Annotated in this window: 19 protein-coding genes and 1 tRNA gene; 11 read left to right on the forward strand and 9 right to left on the reverse strand. The window is 38.7% G+C overall.

Going from position 1 to position 24820, the window contains the following annotated elements; translation table 11 throughout:
- From NLF99_RS03330 to NLF99_RS03360, 7 genes are all read left to right on the forward strand, one after another.
- Positions 1-1212 (forward strand): lipopolysaccharide assembly protein LapB, encoded by a 1212-nt coding sequence (locus NLF99_RS03330; protein WP_254526708.1) that lies wholly within the window; start codon positions 1-3, stop codon positions 1210-1212.
- A 144-nt stretch (positions 1213-1356) separates the two neighbouring features.
- The gene (locus NLF99_RS03335; protein ID WP_254526709.1) at positions 1357-2820 is read left to right on the forward strand and encodes a hypothetical protein; all 1464 of its coding nucleotides are present in this window, start codon (positions 1357-1359) and stop codon (positions 2818-2820) included.
- Positions 2807-4942 (forward strand): DUF4838 domain-containing protein, encoded by a 2136-nt coding sequence (locus NLF99_RS03340; protein ID WP_254526710.1) that lies wholly within the window; start codon positions 2807-2809, stop codon positions 4940-4942. The genes NLF99_RS03335 and NLF99_RS03340 overlap by 14 nt, the downstream gene beginning before the upstream one ends.
- A complete protein-coding gene (locus tag NLF99_RS03345) occupies positions 4923-5471 on the forward strand; it encodes a DUF1573 domain-containing protein (protein WP_254526711.1) in 549 nt (182 codons plus the stop codon). Before NLF99_RS03340 ends, NLF99_RS03345 begins: the two co-directional genes overlap by 20 nt.
- A gap of 113 nt (positions 5472-5584) precedes the next feature.
- The gene (locus tag NLF99_RS03350; protein ID WP_254526712.1) at positions 5585-6001 is read left to right on the forward strand and encodes a hypothetical protein; all 417 of its coding nucleotides are present in this window, start codon (positions 5585-5587) and stop codon (positions 5999-6001) included.
- 87 nt (positions 6002-6088) lie between these two features.
- A complete protein-coding gene (locus NLF99_RS03355) occupies positions 6089-7669 on the forward strand; it encodes a helix-turn-helix domain-containing protein (protein ID WP_254526713.1) in 1581 nt (526 codons plus the stop codon).
- A 467-nt stretch (positions 7670-8136) separates the two neighbouring features.
- Complete coding sequence (locus tag NLF99_RS03360) at positions 8137-8313, forward strand: hypothetical protein (RefSeq protein WP_254526714.1); 177 nt, start codon at positions 8137-8139, stop codon at positions 8311-8313.
- Positions 8314-8834: 521 nt separating this feature from the next.
- Here NLF99_RS03360 and NLF99_RS03365 read toward each other — a convergent pair.
- From NLF99_RS03365 to purD, 9 genes are all read right to left on the reverse strand, one after another.
- Complete coding sequence (locus NLF99_RS03365) at positions 8835-9053, reverse strand: hypothetical protein (RefSeq protein WP_254526715.1); 219 nt, start codon at positions 9051-9053, stop codon at positions 8835-8837.
- Positions 9043-9882: a bifunctional 2-polyprenyl-6-hydroxyphenol methylase/3-demethylubiquinol 3-O-methyltransferase UbiG gene (locus tag NLF99_RS03370; RefSeq protein WP_254526716.1), complete on the reverse strand. Its 840-nt coding sequence runs from the start codon at positions 9880-9882 to the stop codon at positions 9043-9045. Before NLF99_RS03370 ends, NLF99_RS03365 begins: the two co-directional genes overlap by 11 nt.
- 705 nt (positions 9883-10587) lie before the next feature.
- Positions 10588-12432, reverse strand: coding sequence for an N-6 DNA methylase (locus NLF99_RS03375; RefSeq protein WP_254526717.1), 1845 nt, complete (start codon positions 12430-12432; stop codon positions 10588-10590).
- 2 nt (positions 12433-12434) lie between these two features.
- Complete coding sequence (locus NLF99_RS03380; protein ID WP_254526718.1) at positions 12435-13049, reverse strand: HNH endonuclease; 615 nt, start codon at positions 13047-13049, stop codon at positions 12435-12437.
- Positions 13042-13692: a hypothetical protein gene (locus tag NLF99_RS03385; protein WP_254526719.1), complete on the reverse strand. Its 651-nt coding sequence runs from the start codon at positions 13690-13692 to the stop codon at positions 13042-13044. The genes NLF99_RS03380 and NLF99_RS03385 overlap by 8 nt, the downstream gene beginning before the upstream one ends.
- Entirely contained in the window at positions 13685-16096 is a 2412-nt protein-coding gene (locus tag NLF99_RS03390; RefSeq protein ID WP_254526720.1) for a sensor histidine kinase, read from the reverse strand. Before NLF99_RS03390 ends, NLF99_RS03385 begins: the two co-directional genes overlap by 8 nt.
- A 79-nt stretch (positions 16097-16175) precedes the next feature.
- Positions 16176-17660: an HAD family hydrolase gene (locus tag NLF99_RS03395; RefSeq protein WP_254526721.1), complete on the reverse strand. Its 1485-nt coding sequence runs from the start codon at positions 17658-17660 to the stop codon at positions 16176-16178.
- Positions 17661-18117: 457 nt separating this feature from the next.
- Positions 18118-18189: transfer RNA gene (locus tag NLF99_RS03400), tRNA-Glu, on the reverse strand.
- A gap of 97 nt (positions 18190-18286) precedes the next feature.
- Positions 18287-19561, reverse strand: a complete 1275-nt coding sequence (gene purD / locus NLF99_RS03405; RefSeq protein ID WP_254526722.1) for a phosphoribosylamine--glycine ligase — start codon at positions 19559-19561, stop codon at positions 18287-18289.
- Between the two features lie 105 nt (positions 19562-19666).
- Between purD and NLF99_RS03410 the strand changes: the two genes are divergently transcribed.
- The 4 genes from NLF99_RS03410 to NLF99_RS03425 all read left to right on the forward strand — a co-directional run bounded on the left by NLF99_RS03410 (position 19667) and on the right by NLF99_RS03425 (position 24781).
- Complete coding sequence (locus NLF99_RS03410) at positions 19667-22336, forward strand: hypothetical protein (RefSeq protein ID WP_254526723.1); 2670 nt, start codon at positions 19667-19669, stop codon at positions 22334-22336.
- Between the two features lie 149 nt (positions 22337-22485).
- Entirely contained in the window at positions 22486-23253 is a 768-nt protein-coding gene (locus NLF99_RS03415) for an enoyl-CoA hydratase/isomerase family protein (RefSeq protein WP_185212803.1), read from the forward strand.
- A 2-nt stretch (positions 23254-23255) separates the two neighbouring features.
- The gene (locus NLF99_RS03420; protein ID WP_185212802.1) at positions 23256-24128 is read left to right on the forward strand and encodes an SDR family oxidoreductase; all 873 of its coding nucleotides are present in this window, start codon (positions 23256-23258) and stop codon (positions 24126-24128) included.
- A 2-nt stretch (positions 24129-24130) separates the two neighbouring features.
- A complete protein-coding gene (locus tag NLF99_RS03425; protein ID WP_185218571.1) occupies positions 24131-24781 on the forward strand; it encodes a hypothetical protein in 651 nt (216 codons plus the stop codon).
- Positions 24782-24820 lie beyond the last annotated feature (39 nt).

Here is a 24820-nt window from a genome sequence, read left to right on the forward strand (position 1 = left end):
ATGTTAAAGAGATTTATATTCTCCAAAAGGATGATTACAGCCTTTGGACTGATCTTTTTTTGCCTTGTTTCTTATGCTCAAAGCACAGGGTCTACCAACCAAAATAATTTGGAAGTAAATCAAATCAATGCATTATACAACCAGCAGCGCTGGGAAGAAGGCAGGAAAAAAGCAGAGGAAATCTTGCAAAAAAACCCCAAAGATTCCGATATGAGAATGATGCTGGGTAAATACTATATCCATAGCAAGCAATATGATAAAGCAAGGTATGAACTGGTCAAATCATTGGAATATGGCCCTAGCAATCTTGAATCTAAGAAGATGCTTATTACGGTCGAAACGGAGACCGCGCGCTATTCAAGTGCAATCTGTTATGTCAATGAGTTGCTGGAGGTAAACCCCTATTTGAAAGACCTTTGGCGAAAAAAGATTGATTTATATCGCGTATCAGGAAACCAAGTGGAAGCTGATCGTTTGTTAAAAAGAATTGCACAGATATATCCTGAAGACCACGAGTTGCGCAAGGATCAAACATATATTACCGAGCAGCGCACTGCTGAAGTCCGCAATTCGGGAAAAATAGATAAGACCATCGAACTGGCGAGGAAATCAGTAGAAGACCAACCCCAAGAGCAGGAGAGTTATTTTTCGGTTATAGACAGCTACATCAAGGCCGGGGATTATAACAACGCCTTGGTTTATTCCGAAAGAGCCTTAAACCAGTTTCCAGGAAACGAAGGTTTCATCAGCAAGAAACTAGCCGTCCTAGAACATCAGAAGCGCTATTCAGAGCTGTTGGGCTTCCTTGGTCAAGAGATGAACCGAGGTGGAAGTGCAAACCTTAGGAACCAGTACAACTACTTTCTACTTGAAGCGGCCCGCAATGCCAAGGAAGGCGATGCAGGAACGCTATATGGAAAAATATTTGAAGCTTCGCCCGGAAACGAGGAAGCATTCGCCTATGTTTTCAATGAACGCGTGGGCCAAGAACAATATGAGGAAGCTGTCGATGTCCTGAATAGGCACCGAAACAGTATAGGTGGCAGCAAAGAGCTCGACCTGAAGGAACTGACCGTCTATAAAAGGATGCAGAACCAACCTAAAGTTGCTAGCCTAACCAAAGACCTTTTTAGCAAGTACCCAGACGACATGGACCTACGCGAGTCTTATGTCACCAATACCTTAAGAAGTGCCAAAAACAGCATGGACTAGGGAAAGACCACGGTAGCTATTTCAGAATGGCAAGAAGTTATCCGTTATGGCGACCATGAATCGGTAAAAAGTGCCCAGGCAGGTATCTATAATGCTTACCAGTCTAGCAATCGACTTCAGGAAGCTATCGTCGTATTGGATGAAATGTTATTTGACGATCCAGGCAACTTGGACCTGATGATGAAGAAATCAGATCTATACAATAAACAGGGTAGGTATGACTATGCATTAAGTATTTACGAGCAAGTCCTGGCGCAAGCCTCCCCAGAGGACAAACTGCGTTTGCAAAATGGTTACTCAGAAATCATAGCCCCTTGGATCAAACAGTTCCGTGAAGAATACAAACTCATTGAAGCCAAACAGCTATGCGAAAGGTGGTTGGCAGTTGATGAACATAATCAAGACGCCCTGCTTGCCATGATCAATATCAGTTACCAACTCAAGGACCATGATGCAATGCTTTCTTACGCCAAAAAGGCCGAAGAGCTTTATTTGGATGATATTCCATTTAAGATCAAGCTAGCAGAGGCCATGAACCATAAGCCAGAAACCTTAGGAGACTCTTGGGAACTGCTCCACCATCAGGTCACACTCAACCCGTTCCACCAACCCTTGGTCAACACCTTCAGTAGCACTACCGAAGAATACGCTGCCAGGTTATTGAAAAACAAGGAACATAGCCAAGCCCTAGCCGTCATCGATACTGCCCTTCAATACAATGAAAACAGCAAATCCTTGAAGTATCTGAAAGGTACTGCCTATGAAGGCCTAAAGCAGTATGATTCGGCTTATTATTACCAAAGGTATTATGATCCATCCCTATTGGAATTCGAAGACTTTAAACAGCATCTGGATTACCTAGGGCAACGATCTTTCAAGAACACGGTGGGTATTTCACACCTCAGGGCAAGGTTCGGCGACAATGACGCCCTTACGACCATTTCCACAGCAGAATACAGCCGCTTACATACTGATGGATCCATATATACCGGGCGCCTGAACTATACTGGACGTGAAAATGGAAAAGGAATACAAGGACAGTTTGAATGGAGCAAACCATGGACACCTGAGATTTCCAGCCGGATTGACCTAGCCCTAGCCAATAAGTTTTTCTTGAAGGTTGCAACAAATGCCACCGTCATGTATGAATGGAAACCAACTTGGCAACTTGAAGCTGGAGCTGGATTTAGGAGATTTTTCACAGATGAATCCTTGATGAACCTGAATCTAGGCGTCATGAAGACCATTGATGACTTCAACCTGTCAGGGAAAATCTCCAATTTCATGCTAATGGAGAATGGCAGCAGCAGCTACCTATACAACGTAGGCGTAAAGGGCCAATATTACATGAACAATCCTAGAAACTTTGTTCTTGCAATAGCCAGCGTAGGTAATTCTCCAGACTTGGACTTAATGGACTTCCAGATCCAAAATAGTTTTGAGGTACTCAATACCATGGTCGGCGCGGGATTCGGCAGGAACATTTCAAGGAATATTTCAGCCAACGCATTAGGGTCATGGTATAACTTCCAAACCAACCTAATTGATGGAGTCAGTACCTATAAAAACCTGTACAACATTAACCTGCAAATGAATGTATCTTTTTAGATTCACCATACCCCTGTTCGGCCTTTTCGCCTTTAGCTCTTGCACGAGCAGTAAGGGCCAAAGCAATGTGTTCAACTTTGCTGAACAGAAGATAATTATCAGCTCTAACGGAGACCAGAGCAGTGCTGCAATGGCTGATTATTTCAATCAGCACCTTTCCAAGCGCAATACAGGCAACAAACTATCCATCATCAGAACAGATAGCCCAGATACCACAAACAAAACAAACCAGATATATTTTGAGCTTGTCCCTGACTTAAGCTTTGATTACGAGATCAAGAATGTTCCGGGAAAGCTTTCCCTATTTGCAAAAAACAGGGAAACCATGATATGGCTGATTTATGGCCTTATCTCCCATTTGGGAGACAAGGTCGATATCGATGCACATGACCTCCCTCCTGCCATCATTCATTTCAGCACAGGCCAATTCAATTTCGCGATTCACTATCGTGAGCCACACTTGCTCAGTAATACCGACCCAGATCTAGTAGGCATCTACCATACCAATAGCGTAGACCGTGATTGGGGAATTTGGGGCCATAATTTTAAAAAGATTTTTAATGGAAAGATCCCTGAAAGAGCCTATGCGCAGACCGAAGCGGGTATAAATGAAGATCAATTTTGTTTCTCCTCTGCAGAAACCCTGGCTGCCATCAAAGCATATCTTGACGGGCAAGAGGGAAATGGCTTAAAGTACTTTATGATCGCTCCCAATGACAATAACATCGCTTGTACTTGTGAAACTTGTAAAGAATTGGGGAACAAGACAGCTGATGCAACAGGTGCAGTTACAAATCTGCTGAATAGCCTTGCAAAGCAGTATCCAGACTATCAATTTTTCACCACGGCCTACCTGACTACTAAACGTGCTCCCTCCATTCAAATGGAAAAAAACACCGGTGTATTCATCAGCACGATCGATTTCACAAAATCTTCCAAAATCATCCCAAGCAGTACCGCTGTCCAAGATTTTGGAACCTTGGTAGAGCAATGGAAAAATAAAGTCAATGCGGTCTACCTCTGGGACTATATTTCAAATTTCGACGATTATTTGAGCCCTTACCCCGTATTAGATCGCTTTCAAAATCAGCTGAGTTACTTTCGTTCTATCGGAATCAATGGCTTTTTCCTCAACGGTTCGGGCTATGACTATTCTCCATTCGAAGACATCAAGACCTATGTACTAAGTGCGATGATGATGGATCCAAGCTTGGATGCCAAAGACCTAGTCGAGGGCTATTGCAAAAGGACATATCCAACATCAGGTAAGCTAATAGCTGATTATCTTTTAGCGATTGAACAGAAATCAAGTCGATCAAAATCTGAAATAGGAATTTATTTACCTTTCAGAGAACTGATGAAATCCTATTTAGACCAAGGTGGGTTTCAAAAATTCCATAGCGATCTATCTGAACTGAGCAAAAAAGCAAAAGGAGAAGAAAAGATAAAGCTTGACAAATTATTATTAGGCTTGGCCTATACCCAACTCCAGTTTGACTACCATACTGGAAATTTTGAAAACGGATTCCTTGCAGAACGAGAAGGAAAGGTATGGATCAATCCCAAGGCCGAGGAGAGCATCTTGGAATTGGCAGCCTTTTCCAAAAAATACAAACAGGACCATTATAAGGAAACTGATGGCGAGATAAGCAACTATATCGCCGAATGGAAACAGATCCTAGCCCATCCAATGAACAGAAATCTTTTCCAGATCGAGAAGGTGCTGGAATTAAAGACCATGCAAGCACTGGAAGAAGCTGCTCTATTGGCTGACAACCTGCCCGGATTCCTCTCCGATTTCAATCAAGGCTGGTTATTAGCTGCAGAGGATATCAATGTTTCAGGTAAGCTGGTATCCGTAGAGGAAAGAAAAAAAACAATCCGCATGCGGTTCCTATATAATGCAAGGCACCGGATGCTAAAGCCAGACGAGATTGAAATACTGAAAGACGGGCAGCCCATCGCAAAGGTCGCGGGCATGGAATTGATCCAAGAAGGCAACACATTCCAGCTTGAAAAGGAGGTCATGGTCGATGGAGAGCAACAAATTGAAATAAGGATAAACAAAAATAAAAGCATTAACAATTCAGTAATAGCATGTGATGAAATTGAAATATTTTAACATTTCGCTTTTAGCAATCATCAACTTGTTGATAACAGGTTGCATGGACATCAAGGACAGGAAAACCACCGTGGAAATAGAAGATAACCATAGGCATTACTTTCCGATTTTAGCAGGTGAGCTCAAGGATTTGGTCTTTAACATCAAAAACACCGGCGATGAACCTTTAATCCTGACAGATATTATTACTTCTTGTGGTTGCCTGAAGAACTCAGACGGCATTGGCGGGTTTTCAATCCCACCCAAAAAAGAACGGAAGCTTATCCTGAGCTACAATAGCGCTAAGAACATTGGAGCAGTGAAACATTATGTTACACTTTACGGGAATTTTAAGGATGCCGAATACAAAGAGATTGTTTTTGATATCAATGTCGTCCCTGGGGCAATGTATACCAAGGACTATGAAGAATTGTATACAGAGGAACTTGAAGAAAATAAATCAGTTGAGCTTATGATGGATGGAAGGCAAAATGGGAAAGGATATTACATGCCTGAACCATCTCCAGAAATCGAGAAACAAAATAATTAATTACATAAATTTTTATTTATAACAATAATTTTTTTGTAAAGAATTGGATTAATATAAAAAGATAAAGTAAAAAATGTGGATATTTAACTACATGAATTAACTTTTGTCTTAATATGAAACCCGTTGCCTATAACCCTCAAGAAGTCTTGATTTCATTGATTGAAATCGAGAAATCCTTAAAAACGGTTATTCAAGAGAATTGTCCAGAGAAACCTATTACATTAAACGAAGATCTAGATACGGCTCTTAATGACCTACTAGACGCACAAGGCGCCAATATTGATAAGGTAGAATATTTAACAACCCAATTATCGCTGTTACATCTCAAGCGCGAACTGGACAAGACGATCCAGGTTGTAATTGAATCCAACGAGCTAAGGGCGTTATTTGATTATTCAAAATATTCTCATGATTTATTGAAGAAAACGCAAAAGATAAACAGAGATTGGAGATGGATAGACTATATCCTCCTGATTGTGCTCTGTGCAAACTTTATTGCCATAGTCAGTGCGCTGTATTATTTGAGGTAATTGATTCTGATAAACTGTTGAACTTTCATTTAACCATAATGGAAACAAAATAAATGTGCCCAGAAAACCTGTTTAATTTTGACATCGATGAAATTCATTTTTAGTAACTTATTAATTGCATTGTGCTTCCTTTTTGAATACGCCTATTCACAAGGGAATGCCATGGAAACAATCAATGAAATACCTTGCGCCGCTCCTATTTCTAGTGAGATAAAAGATCTCAATAAAGTGGTGCTGAATGCTGATTCACTCATTGTTGTTGCCAATAGTGATAAACAACGTATTTCCGCTTTAATGACCAAGGCAAATGTCTATAGGCAACAAGGTAATTTCCCCCTATCGATCAGGACCGCCATGCATGCGGATTCATTAGCTTCCTATACCCTGAACTTCCAATGCCAAGCTGCCATTTCAGGCTTTTTGGCCAAGTCTTTTCGTTCCTTAGGTTTGATGAACATATCCAGCAGATACCTGGACCGCGCAATGAAGGCCAACAATATGATCAAAGACTCTGAACTAAAGCAATTTATTTTGGTAGATCTTTTACATGAACAAGCTTACCACTCCTTGGAAATAAAGGAATACTTAAAAGCCGCGGCTTTAGCTAGCTCTGCCGCAAAACAAATTCCCAAACAAGCCAAGGATAAAATGAAAATTATGGTAGCCCAAGCCACCAATGATCAGATCATGGGGATCTTTGAAATGAACTCGGGGAAATTAGAAACCGCAGACTCCCTCCTCAATTCTGCCCTAAACAAATTGAGCAATATAAACTGTTCCCTAAAACCCCATGTCTATATTGCCCTTGGAGAAATTGCCATGAAGGAGGGTAACTTTAAATCGGCACAGCAGTACTTGTCCTTGGTGGACCAATATCTAGCGGTTGAAATGGACGATGAGCTAGAGAAAATATCCTACGACAGCTGGTCCGCCTATTATAAGGATACTGGGAACATGGAGAATGCGCTCTATTATACCCAGAAATCCGCCGAGCTATTGAAAACAAAGATAAACCGGGCCAATATACTCTCCGCTAGCTTGCTTTTGGAGACTAGGGACAGGGAAGAAATGTACAGGTTTCTTTATATTATTTCCCTGAGCGGAATTATCTCATTCCTGGTCTTTGCTGCTTACTTCCTACTCGTTTGGAAACGCAAAGTATGGATTCAGCCAGAACCCGTCGAAGTAATGTCGGAAAGCCAACCAGCGAGTCCAGGGATGTCCGCAGAACCCGAAGAAACTAGCTACCCAGATCTCAATGGTCTAAATAATCACAACACAAAGCTGAACCAAATAAAAATATCGAGGTATACAGAAAATTGTCTCTATAGAAAACTGGGAAAACTAGAAGCTGAAAGGTTCTTCCTCGAGAAAAATGTAAAACTTGACCAAGTCGCCTCCATGATGGGCACAAATTCCAAATATGTATCCTATATCATCCAGAAATACCGCCACATGGATTTCTATGAATTTATCCAAAACAAACGGATTGAATATTTCCTTAATCTGTTGAAGACCTCACCGGAATTATTAGACTTCAAACTGGCATATCTCGCCCAAAAATGCGGCTACTCATCCTTGAGCAAGTTCTCAACCTCATTCAAGGCAGTCACTGGAATGCCCCCATCGACCTATATCAACCTCCTAAAAAAAGAGCTAAATACGTAGCATAGCACTAAGATTAAATTCTAGCCTGAAACTATAAATTTTTAGGCTATACCTCTATTGTTTTATCTTTCATTTACCCCCTCCCTAGACAACCTAGTAAAATTGCCTCCTACTTGTTTTACTAGCCCCATTTCTAGAAACCCCGCTAACACCATGTAACACAATCAACAAAAGTTTTAACGCTCCTAGAAAATCATTTTTAGCCCAAATCCAGATATCTCCAACCACAAAAGCGACAATACACTGATAACCAGCAGTATACAAAATTCAACAAGATCATCAGTGCTATGAGCCAATATTTGAGACAAACAACACATAGCTGAACTCTGTGTCAAATCTTCTTAACTTTCAAGATAATATTAGCCCAAAAACTCCCATAAATCATCCTAAAGGAGCAAAGTAGCAATTTCCTGACCCCATCTCAATCTAGACGCGAAACCAGATTATAAATAATAAATAGTGAAACCATGAAATTTGAAGAATCTATAAAAATTGAGGCCGTAACCTCTATTGTTAAGGGAGACCTTAACATAAAAGAAGTTATGCAAAAATATCAGATCAAAAAAAAGAAAACCGTGGTCGATTGGATCATTAGGTTATTGCCCACCGTAACGGAACAAGTCAAAAAAACAAGGGACAATTAGGTGAATGAGTTTAAGGTTTTTTTTATGAAATCGAAGGGGTATCGTATGGGTCTCATTCGAGACACATTCCGAAAATTCGCAAAATGAATGAAGGGGTTCTGCTGGTATGTTCGAAGGGCTGTGGAAGGGGATTGGGGGGATGGTAAAGTTGGTTGGAATGGGACTTGGTTTTGAGCAGGGAAAATGGTTAAGGAAGTGCCGAGAATTTTAGGGTGAAATTCAAGACATTTCCCGAATATGCCTCGAATGAGAGTGGGCTGAGAGTGGGGAGTTTTTAGGTTGTTGGAAAGGCAATTCTGGGCATAAAAATCGTAGAAATATGAACATATAAAAAATCTATATGTTCATATTTTAAAATCGATATACAAATCAATAAAAAATTGCCTGTTTAAATATTTCCTTAAAAGATTCTTTTTTTAACAATAACTAGAGAAAAAAATAAAAGATTTTGTTCAATATCGAACTGAAGAGTTGTGAGAGAACAATATTAAAAAAGCCAATCAGGTTATTTTGTTATTTCCTCATCTTTTACTTGCAATTTGGTTTCTCTTCGCTCTTTTCTTCGGACTGTAATTGCAGCCTCTGTTTCTAATATATTCAATTTTATATTCCGAAAGAAGATGTGTAATTATTTCGAGGGTTTCATCTTCGGTCAACCCCATTCTTTCTCCTAAGTCAATTTCGTTAAATAGACCATCATTTTCTATTAATTCTTTGTAATATTTCTCTTTATTTTCCATAATTATATCTTTTTTGTACAGCTATCATCATATGTGGACTGAAAGGCAGGAGGAAGCTGTCATTTTCAGTTAATTGGATCAGCTCTATTAATGTTTTTCGTCTTTTAGCGTTCAACATATTGGCAAAAAAATCTTTATCTAACCATACCATGCCCTCAACTGCATACATATTTAGATAGGTTAACTCATGTTTTAAAAATTCATCCTTTAATTGTTCGGGCTTATGATAAAATGCTTCTGCTAAGAGCCATGGAAAATCGTTGGGTGGATTATGTTTGCCGGTAGTCAATTCTTCTTTGCACATTTCAAAAAATGATCCTTTATGGATTAATCCATTCAATAGCCCTACCAAAGTTGATGCAGTGTAATTAATGGCAAAACCCAATATAATTCCGTTGTTTTTCAAAACACGTTTAGCCTCAAAAATGGTTAAATGCCTATCTTCTTTCTCTTGGAGATGATAAAGAGGCCCGTGAAGAATAATAAGATCTGCATAATTATCTGAGAATTCCAACTTTCGAGATTCTCCTATATGTATTGAAAATTTGTTTTTCAATTTTCTAGCTCTTTCCCGAGCAATTTTTATATGTTTTGAAACTGGCTCTACCAAATGAACCTTATGTCCTTTTTTTGCTAGCCATTCTGAATACCTTCCTGTACCACCACCGATATCAATTATGGTTAAAGGAGAAGTGAGGATGTGTTTTTCTATGAGAGACTTGATTCTTTCAAATTCGAATACGCCCATTCCCTTTTCAAGCCGAGTTTCTTCCGAAGCTTTATTGTAAAATAACTCTATATCTCTACTAATTAATTGCTTAAAACTCATAATATTCTAAAAATTACCATCATTTTGATTGCTGAATGCTTCGAACAATGACAAGCCGATCGATTTGACAATCAATTATTTGTTTATGATTAATAAAATAAATGGATATAATTATCTGTGCATTTAAATCAGATGATTTAATGCAATAAATACTCTTTCGAGTGTCTTTTGGTTAAGACGCAGATTATATGTTAGATATAGTATAACAGACTACTAAAATAGAAATTATTCACAACTTATTCCTGATAAATGTACTGAGGTTATTTAATTCTAATTAGTCTTAAAGAACTGATATCCATAAAATTGTGGTAAATGAAAATTCAACTCAAGTAGTAAAAGAATGAAAGTGTTTTTTTTATAGTTTTTTGAATTCATTTAAACAAATTCCAGTAACTTTTACATGCAGATTTTACCTACGATTTATAATGGGAATATTATGTATAGATTGATCATGCTGACGATACAAAAGGCAAAAGAATAATGACAAAAGAACTAAAAGATCTTTTTAGTAGAAAAGAGTGAGGAATTTAATAAAAAAAGAAATATGGGGGACACTTATGGCACATTTGGACTCCACTTAGACTAGATGACTAAGAGTCTTTTAGTCAACCTTTTATTTGATTATACTATATCAGTTCCTCAAAACTCTTACATAGTAAAGGTTCTCAACAGCTCTTTGACTAGAAGTTATTATTTCCCTTTTTATCAATGTAAATGGATATCATACTTCTTTTCAAGAAAGCTGTTTACCTTTGTCATGTCATTCTCCTGAATGATTTTGTCGATTTCATCTTCACTGAATTCATAGACTCCGAAGTTTTTTATGTAATTCCGACTTAAAGAATAAAATCCAGATCCATATGGTTTGCTTGAGTTTACTATGTAAAACCAAAATAATCTTGAACTCATTATTTTCTTTATAAAAAACAATTCTCGTTCATCCCTACCAATGATTGCTAATCCATTATAAAATAGCAAATCCGGTTCTGCATTTAGGATATAGCTGGGGATTGTCGAGGTGATATGCGGAAAGAATAGTTTATGATTAAATCTTTCAAGCGATTGGTTTCTACCATACGCATACCATTTTTCGTACTTGCCATTACCCTTATCCCTACCCGCCAACTTGGGAGCCATTTGCGATAAATACTTATATGCATAAGGAAAATCTCTAGCGAATATCTCTTCTCTTAATAATTTTACCACATCTCCTTCATATTGGTAAGGAAATATGATTTTTTTCCTGATGTCTTCAATCGATTGTAAAGTAGTTAACTTATTTGGATTGATTATATCTTTACATATGCCACTTTCAATCTTAAAAACTCCCTCTTCATTTTCTAAGAAATAATAATTCTCATCTTTTTTTATTGGTGTGAAAATATAGACGTCATTTTTTAAAGTTGCAATTCCATTTCTGGTTTTAAAACTTTTACCAAAAGGTTTTCCAACCCCTTCAATCTTTCCAATAATTTCGATTTCCTGTAGATTCCAACCGTTGAAAGCATTTAACTTATCATAAGGGACTGTGTTAAACCTTATTTTTTCAGGGTTCAATATTTGTTTAATGTCATTTAATTTTGTGTACTGGACTGATTCAGAGAATTCTTTATGCAAAAGACAAATGCAGGTGTAGGTTGACTTAGATTGAAAAATCTGTTGTCCCCCAAAATCAACTATTTTAAGTTTAATGCCATCCGTTTGAAAAAACTCACGTAATGCACGACCATTAACACTTTTAAAAAACGTATTCATTGTGATAAATCCCAACACACCGTGATCCTTCAAATACTTTAATCCAATTTCGAAAAACGGTATGTACAAATCAGGGTGTCCTGTTGAGCAAACCTTCCAATTTTTTAGGTATCTTTTAGATTCTTCATCAATATTTCGTGAGGAAACATATGGCGGATTTCCAATTATATTTGAGAATCCTTCAAAATTGGGAATGGCAAAACTCCAATTAAAATTTAATGCATTACCACAAAAAATATTAAACTCAAATTCTTCCTCATCTTCATCTTCTAACAATGCTAATAACGACAACAATAACTTCGATCTTTCTACAGAATAGGCCTGTATATCCAAGCCGAAGATGTTGTTTTTAAATATTACTTTATAGGTTGATTTCGTAATAGCCTTTATCTTTTTTGCAGCGGTATACAAGAAACCGGCACAACCACATGCAGGATCACAGACGGTGAAGTTTTGTAAATTGGTATTCACTGATATGCTGTTATTTACTATAAAATCCCGTATTAGTTGTGGGGTGTAAATTGCCCCTGTAATTACTTTTTCTTCTGGAGATATAACAAACTCAAATATTTCTATTAACTGTTCAAAACCTAAAAAACCCTGGATTTCAATGAATTCTAGAAATGCATTATAATCATGGTCTTTCTCCTTAATAATTAGTTCTTTAAGAATCCTGTTGTTATTTAAAACGATATTATTGGATTTAATAAACGCGGAAACTATAAGTCGATTAATTTTATCCGGCTCGGTTGAGTAGGATTTCAAAAAGGTAAATACTTCTTTTCTAATAATCATATTTAATCGTTCTCGATAAAGATACTTGACTGGACTGACTCTAATACAGTTAGTATTTCATAATGAAGCGCTTTAACGAATTCTTTAAGATCGCCATTTGGGAGCTGCTTCAATTTATTATTAACCTCTTCGCTGAGAACTTTTATTCGTTCAAGTTTCCACATTCGTTCGTGTATGGGCTGCCAAAGATTCAACTCTTTAATGATATAATTTGATAGGGCATTTACAGGGTTATTGGCGATAATCCGTCCCGAATTTTCTCGTTTAAAAAGATCTGTGTAATCTTGATTACAGGGGTCGATAAACCCCTCGTTGGCGTCATGATGAATAGCCGCATCTTTACTAGGCCACTTGTTAGATTTTGCAGCATTACAATATCTACATGAATAAACCAAGTTATAATAGTAGTTGTTCTTTATGTTATGTATAAATCCATCAGGATTTTGTGGCACAAAATGATCAATTGTGAAGCTTCTGATTCTGATTTTATCATGATCATTGCAATATCCGCACCTGTGATGAAAGTCTGCCCTTAGTGTCTTTAGATAGGAGGAGTAATGTTTACATTCCGCCCGATTTAATCTTCTTTGCGGTAAAGTCTCTCTGAAATTAGGCATTTGGCTCGTTCTTAAACATTATTTGTTTTAGTAATTGTTCTGTCTTGCAAATGAGTTCATCTAACTTTTTATTTGTATCTTCTGAATAAAAAGTTCTGGATAACCTACCTTTGGCAGAAGTAGTTTTATCCAAATAATTGTTAAGTTCAACAAACCTGTCTTCTTCATTAGGTTCCAAACCATTTTTAACACGCCTCTTTTCCAAAATTTCTAATTCCAATACAGTCTCTTTCATTTTAGATATGTAATCATTAGCTATCTTGCTTATTTTTTGTTTTAAAATTGACACTTTTGAGCTGTTATCTCCACTGAGCATATCCTTTCCATTAACCAAATTTGCGTTTTCTAAATGATCTAATGCATCTGACTCAAAGGAGGTAAGAATAATTAAAGGATAGTATAAATTTCTTTCTTGGATTTTATCCACTAATGTATCAGCATTAAAATCGACTAATCCAGTTTCATCCAACCGAAAGTCAATTACAAGCATATCCATAGCTTGATTAAAGACGTCATCAACCAGCGTCTCTACAGTGGTTTCTTCGTTAATGTCAAAAAGAACAATTTCAAAGTCGTCTTTCAGATACTGGCGAAATGTACTACGCCAACCTTTATCTTCATCAATATATCCTATTTTATACATCTTTATTTTTTCTAGTCGCAAATTTAATACCTAATGAGAACCCTTCTGTGCTTGGAAGAATATTAATATCGGCACCTTTATAATCGTCAATAACCAATTTAACAATATAGAGCCCCATTCCAGTCCCGATTTTATTACCTGTACGGTCTGTTTTCGAAGATTCGTTAAATTCAAATATCTTATTTGGCTCTGTTATATATTCTTCTGCTAGTCCAGCACCATTATCTGAAAACCTAATCTCAATAAATTCACCAATTAATTTCCACGCAATAGTAACTTCCCTTGAGTAGGAGCCTTTTTTTTCCTTGAATGCACTAAGAGTATTAGAGAGCAAGTTGTTAAAAACAGCATCCAAATCTACCTCAAACGCCTGAATGACGTTTTTCGGGTCTTTATCACCCATTAGGTTCATTTTCACATTACGTTGTTGCAATGCCATTCGCCAGTTGGCTTCGAAATCTTGAAAATAGTCTCCGAAATTGATGTTAGTCCGTGTTCTTTTATCTCTTTTTAAAGTACTTAACGAATAATCCAACCAATGCTTTAATTTCAAATCCTCATTCTTTATCAATTCTAACATATAAAAAGGATTGTCTTCTTTTTGTGTTTTAGATAAAGCCTCTTCATTGATAAGCTTTTTCAACTCTTTGATTAAAAAATCTGTTCTCGGAACTAATCGAGAACGTAGGCCTTTTAGTTCATGAGCAAACGAGGATATAATTAGACCGACACTTGCTAAACCACGAAGTAGTTTAATTTCTTCATTTTTCTCCTGAAGTTCCTGTTCGTAGCCCATTGTAGCTGTAGCGAATAATACTTCAGTATTTGTATTATTAGTTGTGCTTGGGGGTATTGCTACATCAGGCTTACTGGATATTTTACTATCATCAGCCTGTTTTTTTTTCGCTACTTCTTGTTCTTGTAATATTCGTTCTGCTTCTTCTATTGCTTTTTTTCGATCTTCCTCGGCCTTGTATTTCTTTTTTGAAAGTTCTGATAAACTGAACATTATTAGGTTACGATCGCGCTCAAATACACCGATGATATCAATTAACACATTTCTGAACAATTCAAAGACTTCGTTTTCTTGTATCCCTTCCCGACCAGATTTATCCTGAAAGCTAGCATTAGCAATTCGAGATATCTTTACTGTACCTGCTATTTGATTTGGACCAATCCTATAGCCCCCCATTTTTTGGCCAGGCCCGCCAGGACTTTTAGCTTGTCGTTCACCAAGTTTTAACCAATCTTGTCCATCTTCGCCGTAAGGGCGTACTCTAAAGTCATCTCTGAATACTTTTACTCCACCAAATTTATTTAGCCACGCTCTTCTGTTAGCAGGAGAAATATCTTTATATGGGTATTTATTTTTGTCGTGGCTGTCAATAAGATTTTTTAGGAAATAAAAAGTGAACTCAAATTCACCTAATTTATCCAAAAGATCTTGATTTGCTTTGGTGAATATTGGAAAGTCTGCTTTAGTTCTAGTTAACGTAAATGTTTTTTCCTTAATAGTATTTAGATCAAAAGGGGAATTTTTTAATAAGTTGTTTTCGAAAACTTCATTGTACGAAGTTTCTAATTTTTCAATATCTAACTCGTTTCTGGTTATAGTAATTTCTAAGGTTCGTTCTTTGTCCCCAAAATATTTTGCAAACACTTTATAATCAAAGTCATCGTAATAGGCACTATTAACCAGCCCAAATTCATAGGGTGCCGACTTAGAGAATAGATGAACGCTAAATTCAGGTTGTTCTTGCGGGGGTATCAGAACCTCCAAGTTGTCAAATAAGCTTTTTATAGCATGTTCATCCCAACGATCTTTTAACGGGTTAATTTTTAGAACAGTTCCTGATTGAAAATCAATACTACTAAGACAGTCAATAATCGGTTTAACCGATTCAAATTTCTGTAATAAAGTTTTTTTGATATCAGGATTATTAATTTCTGACAAATCAGCTTCCACATCGCTTATCGAAATTCCACGTTTATCGAAATCGCTCCAATTAACGCTCCATAATGCCCCTTTTTCGGTTTGTTGGGCGATTGTTTGCATTTCTGAAGAAAGACCTAAACGGTCTAAAGCAAATCGACCAATCCCTTTTGCACCTGTTTTAACGCGTCCACCATCAGATCTAAAATTTTGCAGTTTATCATCGGTACCAATTTTCATCCATTGCTTTTTTATGACTTCATCAGTCATTCCAATGCCATTGTCAATAATATATAACGTAGGTTCACTAGCAAATTTACTGTCATTTTCAAAGATGATTACACAGTTCTTCGCATCGGCGTCATAACTGTTTTTAACCAGCTCAATAACTGCACCTTCAGCAGTTGCAAAATTTTCTTGGCCAATAAGTTTGGCTGTACGTGCTGAAACTGAAAATGATATTTTCCCCATAACTTTTAGTTTATTGCTCCATACTTGACACAGTACTAAATGGTAAGCCAAATTTTATCAAACTTAATATATTTCTAGTTTATTTGGTAATAGATTCTTTTACAATAAGACTGGAGGTTGAATCCCTCTTCTTTTCAATTATCGAAGGTATGTGATTCTTTTTCGAGATACTCTCTTTGGGCCTTAACTGGTGTCCAAAAAATAAAGCAACTGTTAGAATGATCAAAGGCGTGAACAGTAAACCATAAAAAATCCAATATTTACTAGATGAATGTATAGTTAACAAAATTTTCTTTCCACAGGATATTTTTTGTGGACTTGATTTGCCAATAGCTGTTGTCAAACCTAATTCTGGTAGTACGCCGGCATGCATTGTTTCTATATATTGTCCTTGTTTGACTGCTCCCAATAATAGTTTGTGATACCAGTATCTATCCATATACCAAAACGCCACCAAAGTTAAGATACCAGCAAAACCTAGTAAAGTAGAGGCGGGAATGTCCAAACCTATTAAGCTTAATTGGATTTTTTCCTTTTCCAATAGGCCAATTCCTGCCACAATTGCAGTAAATAAAGTTAAAGCGTAGTTTCTTATTCTTAATTCTAAATCGTTGAAATGCTGTTGAACATCCACCACTTTCTTCCAAACCTCAACAGTACTCTTAATATTATCATGTTTATCTCGCCGATCAAAAGAATAAAATTCAAAAGAATCCATTAATTCTTTTATTGTCTTATCTAAAACGACATCTGGAATAATTGTTTTACCTTTAAAATCCGCTTTAAACTTTATCTCCCTTTCAACATCTTCATTAGACCAGTGAGTAACTTCTCTAAGCAAATCGTATTCTGCACCATCTGTCTTATCTCCATAGTGGGCATATACACTCGTGATCCCAGCTTCCTTTGCCATAAAGATATCTCTGGCAAGTTTATCTCCAATATAAATTGTGTTTTCCTTTTTAGCATTAAAATCTTTAAGTATAATTTCTAAAATTTCTGAATTAGGCTTCTTTACTTCTCTTGATAAATACCTGAATTCAGTTCTTTGAGGTTCCCAATAGCCTTCTGGGTAATATTTCTTTACTGAATCAGGTAATTCCGCATCGACAGGCGCATAAATACAGTCAATCAATCCGTCAATGTTCAACGTTTTCAGTCGATATTTTGTATAGAAGGAATGGGACTCCGTAAACCCGATAATCATTGCTCCAGAACTTTTTATACTACTTAATGTTTTAAGCGTGTCTTCAAATAATAACAGATTATTTTTTTTATTGGAATAATATTCATGAATAATGCTTTTTCCAGCATTTGTCTCTTCATAAATTTTCTTTAGATGAAGTTCGTTCAATTGTTTTAAATCATCAATAATAAATGATGCTTCAGTAGTGCCATACTTTTGATGAAGTTGTTTAAAGTCATTCTTGAGTTCTGTAATGTCTAAATTAAACTCGGCACTAATGCGATTTAAATATGGGCTAAACGAATTATGCCACATATTAAGCCAATCCCAAATGGTATCATCTAAATCTGTTACAACAAAGTTTACACGCTTTTGCATTTTGATAGATAAATTTAATAGGTAAAGGTATGAAATCATAAACAGTATTTGTCAATAGAGCTAGTGGAAGTTGGGCAGGCCTTACCTTTTTTCGATTATACTTTGGATTCGAACTTTTGAACATCCTCTTCTAGATATTGTATTTTCATTGCTCTTATCCTTTTTATTAGGAATTCCCTATTTTAAATCTCATTGATAGGTTAAAAGGCATTCCTATCAAAAGTTTAATTAGGTTCCTTTGATTCTACTGATTTCCCTAATTTTATTTACTCTCAGCTGAAAATCTCAATAAATTAAAAAGAAACAGATATGAAAATCAGGTAAGTATCGTTGGACAATCTTCAGATGGCCAAGACATAGATTTTGGAAGAGATATTATCCAAAACCATTTAAATTTTGCGCAGTATACAATCCCCCAAAACCAAAAAAAGCGACTTTTTCAAGTCGCTTTTTCCCGTAGCCCGTAGGGGAATCGAACCCCTGTTTCAAGAATGAAAATCTTGCGTCCTAACCCCTAGACGAACGGGCCATTTTGCTTTGGTGATGCAAATATAGAAGCTTTATCTATTCTTCCAAAATATTTTCACTGGCAAAAATATAACTCATTGGCTTTTAAACCGATATTTTTATATAAGATCGAATCCGATGTCGGTTCTGAAGTACTTTCCTTGGAAAAAGATGCGTCCAGCGTCAGCGGTTGCCTGTTGCAAAGCGGAGAATAGGTCATCTTCTAGTGCAGTAACGGCTAGAACCCTACCTCCGGCAGTCAGTACATTCTGACCATCAAGTTTAGTTCCGGCATGGAATACGATGGATTCTTTCACGTTTTCGATGTTTGTGATCAGCTTGCAAGTTTCGTAATTTCCTGGATAACCACCGGAAACAATCATTACGGTTGCTGCAGTTTTATTGGTTACGGTATAAGAGCGCGTTGCCAGGTCTTCATTGGCTACACCTTCCAATAGGTCAACGAGGTCAGATTCGATACGAACCAATACCGATTCTGTTTCAGGATCGCCCATACGCACGTTGTATTCAATTACAAACGGTTCCCCGTCTACATTCATCAGTCCGATAAAGATAAAGCCCTTGTAAGGTATGTTATCCTTTTTCAGTCCATCTACGGTAGGTTTGATGATGCGGCTCTCTACCTTGTCCAAAAATGCCTGATCTGCAAAAGGAACCGGTGATACCGAACCCATACCGCCTGTATTTAATCCTGTATCCCCTTCGCCGATACGTTTGTAATCTTTTGCGGAAGGCAATACCTTATAATCATTCCCGTCGGTCAATACGAAAACTGAAAGTTCTATACCTTTCAAGAATTCTTCTACGACCACGACATCACTAGCGGCACCGAATTTAGCATCATTGATCATGGCCTTCAGTTCCGTTTTCGCTTCTTCGTAATTATCGATGATCAATACGCCTTTTCCTTGCGCCAATCCATCAGCCTTTAAAACGATAGGAAGATTTTGGGTATCTAGGTATGCCAAGCCTTCTTCTAGGTTTTCTTTATTGAAGGATTTGAAAGCAGCGGTTGGGATATTGTGGCGGATCATAAATTCCTTGGAGAAATCCTTGGATCCTTCCAACTGGGCGCCTTCTTGTTGCGGGCCGACAATGGCAATATCTTTTAGGTCTTCCCTAGAAAGGAAGAAGTCATGAATACCTTTCACCAATGGTTCTTCTGGACCTACCACGATCATTTGCACTTGGTTTTTCAAAGCAAAATCAGCGATTCCTTCAAAGTCGGTCACTTTTAGAGGTACATTTTCACCGTACTGTCCAGTTCCTGCGTTTCCAGGAGCGATAAATAATTTGCTTAGTTTAGGGCTTTGCGAGATTTTATAGGCAAAGGCAGACTCTCTACCTCCAGAGCCGATGATCAGAATATTCATACCGCAAAGATATTGAAGCAGATGAGAAATCCGCTCCCAAAAAAAATATTTACATAGATTCTTTACAAATTTTCGTATAATTATAAGGATTTAGCCGACTTAATTATGAAGAAACTCACAGCCATCTTGGCTTTCCTGTGTTTTATCAGTTTATTTAATCCACTAGCTGCTCAAACTTCAGAATCCTTTCAAGAAAAGATGGATCTGTATGCAGGAAAATTCCCTCAGGAAAAGATCCACATCCAAACCGACCGCAATAATTACGGTGCCGGAGAAACCGTCTGGTACAAAATCTATTCGACGATCGGACTGGAAAATCAACTCTCCATTCTATCCAATATTGCCTATGTGGAATTGATCAGCCCGACGGGCGAGATTGTGTCACAAAAGATCAATTCCCTGTTTACGGGCGTATCTGTAGGCGATATGTTGCTTGCGGACACCTTGGTAGAAGGTTCATACCGCATGCGGGCGTACAGCAATTGGATGCGGAACAGCAGTTCTGACTATTATTTTGAGAAGGTGCTGAATATCGGTAATGTCCGTTCGGACAATATCATTGGCAGCAGCAAGCTTATCAAGGAGGGGGAAAATGAGTTCTATCTCTTAAATTTCGAAAACCCAGAAAACAAAAGTTGGGAAAAGACTTCTGTTGGCTATACGGTTATGGACGGGGATAAGGTAGTCGACCGAGGTCGGGAGTCCATGCAGCCTGATGGGAGCATCAGGATCAAGGTGACCGATAAAAATCGGGGGAAACCGCTTTCGATTCGTTTCAAGAACTTAGATGGATCCATTGTCAAGAAACTGATCAATACGAATGCCTTTGATTCTGGGAATTCGGTCCAGTATTTTATGGAGGGCGGGCAAATCGTCAGCAATGAACTGAATAGGATAGCTATTAAGACCTTGAATCCGCAAGGATTGGGCATAAAGGCGGATATCACGATCATCAATTCGAAACAAGATACCGCAGCCGTGCTGAGCACCAACGAACTGGGAATGGGTTCTGCACCCTGTTATTTTGAGGAGGGTGAAAGCTACCAGATACAGACTAAATTTGAGGATGGCAGCCAAAAGACCATCAGTATAGATGCGGTTTCCGGAAACAATATCTCCTTGGCCATCAACAACAGCAACTCGGATAAGGTCTTTGCACAGGTCAATATAGCTGAAGGGAAGATAAACAATGAGGAACTCTACCTCATTGTGCAACATCTAGGCAAGATTTACTATATGGCCAAGAATAAGGCCGGCCAGGCGAATGTCCTGTTCAATGTGCCGCGTAAGGACCTGCCTATGGGTGTTCTGACAGTGAGTTTGCTGAACAAGGATTTTCTACCTCTTTCTGAAAGGGCTATATTCAACTATAATAAAAAGTCCATTTTACCCGCTGAAGTGAAATTGAACAAGAACAGTTATGGCTTAAGGGAAAAGGTGAACACGGAGATTACCATTGGGAATACGGAGGATAGCATTCGCTTCTCTGCATTATCGGCTTCTGTCGTTAACCTAAAGAACTACAGCGATGATGTTCCCAACTCGGTGAGCATACTAAGCTCGCTCTTTTTAAATGCAGATATCAAAGGTTTCATTGAGAAGCCAAGTTTCTACTTCAATGCCGATGGTACGGTCAAGGCGGCGGATCTGGACAACCTGATGTTGACGCAGGGTTGGAGGAAGATTTCGATCAATAAATTGGACTCGCTCAGCAATTCAAAAGCGGAGTTCGATGAAGAGAAAGGGATTACCATCAAAGGGAGCATCAATAAGGTGGGCAGAAAGGCACCGGTTCCCAATGCGAAAATACAGCTGATATCCACGAATAACTTTATGGATTACCTGGATACCACGGCGAATGCGGAAGGTGAGTTTGCCTTTAAGAACCTGTTGTTTCCGGACAGTGTCAAGTTTTTATTGTCGGCAAGGAATGATAAGGGGAAAAACTTTGTGGACATCATTGCGAACCCTTTTAAGGAGCCTGCCATAAACTTCGGAAAGAACCTGCCCTTGATCTTGAATGACATCAACAAACTGAATGCGGATCAATTGCTGGCCAGCAAAAAGTTCTATGAGCAATTGGAGAAAAAAGGGATCATGGAAAAGGTATTCCAGATTGAAGAGGTTACCGTGCGGGCACAACGTCCGAAAGCGGCCGCCAATTCGTCCAACCTCAATGGTTCTGGCAATGCGGATCAGGTATTGACAGCGGAAGACCTTACTACCTGCCCTAGTTTGGAGATGTGTCTAAACGGCAGGCTGACCGGTGTGGTATTCCGTGGAGGAATTCCTTACAGCACGCGTAGCAATGGACCGATGCAGCTGGTGATAGATGGGATGTATGTGGAAGGTGATATGCTATCCAGCATCAACCCCATCGATATACAGAGCGTCGAGGTGCTCCGGAACATTAATTACACCTCCATCTACGGTAGCTACGGCGGCAATGGTTTGATCATTATCACGTCCAAAACAGGCAGGGACGCACGTAGTTCGGCCTATCAGCCAACGGGAATCCTTTCGATTTCGCCAAGAGGAATATCTTTGACCAAGGAATTTTACAAACCTGTCTATGAAACGAATTCGGAAAGCCAGTTCCAAACGGACCTTAGAACGACGATACACTGGGAACCGGGGATAGTATCGAATGAAAAGGGAATTGCTCATTTTGATTTTTACACTTCGGATGAGGCTGGAACCTATAGAATGATCATTGAGGGCTTGGACTTCAATGGCAGGATATTGAGAAGGATAATAGAGTTTGAAGTTAAATAATAGAGATAGGCCCATTCATTTGGGCCTATTCTTTTGATAATCTTATTCTAACATCAATATATCTCCACATTACCTTATAATAAGCGCTAATTTTTTATCATAACGTCTAATTTTTCCGTAAATTTCCATACTTAACAAATGGAATTCATATGGGTACATTCTTAAATACTCAAGTATCAGAGAACATCTGTTACATTCAATTAGATCGAGGAAAATCCAATGCCATGCATCTGGAAATGATCGAGGAAATCACGACTACATTCAGATCCCTAAAGGAAGATCCATCCGTTTTTGCCGTTGTCCTTCAAGGTAAAGAAGGTTTCTTTACTTCAGGCCTGGACCTGATCACGCTCTTTCAATACGACGAGGCACAGATGAAGGCCTTTTGGGAAAAGTTCATTGACCTGATCGAAGAACTGGTCTCTTTCCCTAAGCCTTTTATCACGGCGGTTACAGGACATAGTCCAGCAGGAGGCTGTGTGTTGGCCCTTTGCTCCGATTACCGAGTAATGGCGGCTGGAGAATATATCATCGGATTAAATGAGGTGCCAGTAGGCATCATTGTCCCTAGCAGTATTTTTGAACTTTATGCCTTTTGGATCGGTTCAGGCAATGCGGCGCGATTCTTATTGGAAGGCAAGCTATTGACTCCGCAGGAGGCTTTGAACGCAGGTTTGGTTGATGAGGTCGTTGATTTTGACCGCATCCAGACGACTGCAGCCAGAAAGGCCAAGCAATACCTGCAGTTTGAGCCCAACGCATGGAGGGCTTCGAAGTTGAATATCCGCAAGCATCTCTTGCAGCAGGTAAAAGAAACCAAGGGGGCTGCCATTGAGCAGGTCCTAGAGCGCTGGTGGGCACCGTCCACAAGGGCAATCTTGAAAGCAATAATCGACAATCTCACTAAAAAATCATAAATATGGCAGTACAAGGAGCTTTACAGCAGGACGCCCTGAAAGGTAAAACAGTGGTAGTAACCGGTGGTGGAACTGGATTGGGGAAGGCGATGTCCGTCTATTTTTCGGAATTGGGGGCCAACGTGGTCATCACGAGCCGTAAACTGGATGTTCTGGAAGAAACTGCCAAAGAAATCCAGGCCAAGACCGGAAACCCAGTATTACCTGTTGCCTGTGATATCAGGAATACGGAGGAGATAAAACTTGTGCGCGAGAAAGCCATCGAGATCTTCGGGCAGGTTGATGTATTGGTGAACAATGCCGCGGGGAACTTTATCTCGCCAACCGAGCGTTTATCTGCAAATGCTTTTTCTACCATTATCGATATCGTCCTAAAAGGTACGGTGAACTGTACTTTGGAGTTTGGCAAGCACTGGATCGAAAGGAAACAGGCAGCAAACGTACTGAATATCGTGACGACCTATGCCTTCACAGGTTCGGGCTATGTGGTACCATCGGCCGTTGCTAAAGGCGGTGTGGTGACCTTGACCAAATCCTTGGCAGTTGAATGGGGAAAATATGGCATCCGTCATAACGCGATTGCTCCCGGACCATTTCCTACCAAAGGGGCTTGGGACCGCCTACTACCTGGCGAATTGGCCCAGAAATTTGACTTTAAGAACCGAGTTCCATTAAAACGTGTTGGAGAACATCAGGAATTGGCAAACTTGGCAGCTTTCTTGATATCTGATTTTGCAGGTTATATCAATGGCGAGATAATCAGCATAGACGGAGGAGAATGGCTACAAGGAGCCGGTCAGATGAATGGCATGGAGGCCATCCCTTCAGAAATGTGGGATACAATCGAGCAAACTATCCGGAAAAACAACAAATAATCATGATCAAAAATTACGCAGTGGGACTATTGGCCTTTATTGTGCTATTAGGTTCCTGTAATAACTCATCAAAAACAGCAACAGCCCATCAGGACACGGTCACCCGAGCAAGCCTGAACCAACCTGAGGAGATCCAACAGATTTCGGAGGTGATTACAAGGTTTGTGCGTGCCTACCTTAGCCAAGACAATGAAAAGGTCAATGCCTTGATCCATCCTGAGCATGGACTTGCCATCATCTATCGTCCTGGGGTGATGGATGAATTCAAATTAGTGGACAGCTTTGATGTTCAAAATCCTGTTCCCGAATCCTATCCCTATACTACTTTTGAAAACGACAAGACCTTGACCTTTGAGGCATTGCCTGAATTTCTATGTGATACGGATAAATGGACCAAATATGGTTTCTCTAGCGATACGACCGCAACCAGCGTGACGCATCTGCTGGATACCATCATGAAGTACCAAGGGGAATTCAATGGAGCTAAGTACGATGATAAGACCTTGGAAAGGGTTTCCAAATTAGAAGATGGCAGTTATCGCGTTATTTTAAACCCGACGGATGAACACTTTTTGGTTTTCCATGTTAAACAGTTTGAAGGCTCTTGGTATGTAACTGTACTGGACCGTTCTTATGGCAACTGCGATGCCTAATTAATAATTACACTAATATATTTACCTTAAAAAATGTAA

Origin of the sequence: Sphingobacterium sp. LZ11T8, from assembly GCF_024261425.1 — a bacterium.
Taxonomy (GTDB): domain Bacteria; phylum Bacteroidota; class Bacteroidia; order Sphingobacteriales; family Sphingobacteriaceae; genus Sphingobacterium.

Bases quoted from the DNA above. Each gene is read 5' to 3' on its own strand.
- NLF99_RS03385 (WP_254526719.1), bottom strand. From the start codon at position 13,692: ATGTATAAAATAGGATATATTGATGAAGATAAAGGTTGGCGTAGTACA.
- NLF99_RS03330 (WP_254526708.1), top strand. From the start codon at position 1: ATGTTAAAGAGATTTATATTCTCCAAAAGGATGATTACAGCCTTTGGA.
- NLF99_RS03410 (WP_254526723.1), top strand. From the start codon at position 19,667: ATGAAGAAACTCACAGCCATCTTGGCTTTCCTGTGTTTTATCAGTTTA.
- NLF99_RS03425 (WP_185218571.1), top strand. From the start codon at position 24,131: ATGATCAAAAATTACGCAGTGGGACTATTGGCCTTTATTGTGCTATTA.
- NLF99_RS03395 (WP_254526721.1), bottom strand. From the start codon at position 17,660: ATGCAAAAGCGTGTAAACTTTGTTGTAACAGATTTAGATGATACCATT.
- purD (WP_254526722.1), bottom strand. From the start codon at position 19,561: ATGAATATTCTGATCATCGGCTCTGGAGGTAGAGAGTCTGCCTTTGCC.
- NLF99_RS03365 (WP_254526715.1), bottom strand. From the start codon at position 9,053: ATGGAAAATAAAGAGAAATATTACAAAGAATTAATAGAAAATGATGGT.
- NLF99_RS03345 (WP_254526711.1), top strand. From the start codon at position 4,923: ATGAAATTGAAATATTTTAACATTTCGCTTTTAGCAATCATCAACTTG.
- NLF99_RS03380 (WP_254526718.1), bottom strand. From the start codon at position 13,049: ATGCCTAATTTCAGAGAGACTTTACCGCAAAGAAGATTAAATCGGGCG.
- NLF99_RS03360 (WP_254526714.1), top strand. From the start codon at position 8,137: ATGAAATTTGAAGAATCTATAAAAATTGAGGCCGTAACCTCTATTGTT.
- NLF99_RS03350 (WP_254526712.1), top strand. From the start codon at position 5,585: ATGAAACCCGTTGCCTATAACCCTCAAGAAGTCTTGATTTCATTGATT.
- NLF99_RS03390 (WP_254526720.1), bottom strand. From the start codon at position 16,096: ATGGGGAAAATATCATTTTCAGTTTCAGCACGTACAGCCAAACTTATT.
- NLF99_RS03420 (WP_185212802.1), top strand. From the start codon at position 23,256: ATGGCAGTACAAGGAGCTTTACAGCAGGACGCCCTGAAAGGTAAAACA.
- NLF99_RS03340 (WP_254526710.1), top strand. From the start codon at position 2,807: ATGTATCTTTTTAGATTCACCATACCCCTGTTCGGCCTTTTCGCCTTT.
- NLF99_RS03415 (WP_185212803.1), top strand. From the start codon at position 22,486: ATGGGTACATTCTTAAATACTCAAGTATCAGAGAACATCTGTTACATT.
- NLF99_RS03335 (WP_254526709.1), top strand. From the start codon at position 1,357: ATGTTATTTGACGATCCAGGCAACTTGGACCTGATGATGAAGAAATCA.
- NLF99_RS03355 (WP_254526713.1), top strand. From the start codon at position 6,089: ATGAAATTCATTTTTAGTAACTTATTAATTGCATTGTGCTTCCTTTTT.
- NLF99_RS03375 (WP_254526717.1), bottom strand. From the start codon at position 12,432: ATGATTATTAGAAAAGAAGTATTTACCTTTTTGAAATCCTACTCAACC.
- NLF99_RS03370 (WP_254526716.1), bottom strand. From the start codon at position 9,882: ATGAGTTTTAAGCAATTAATTAGTAGAGATATAGAGTTATTTTACAAT.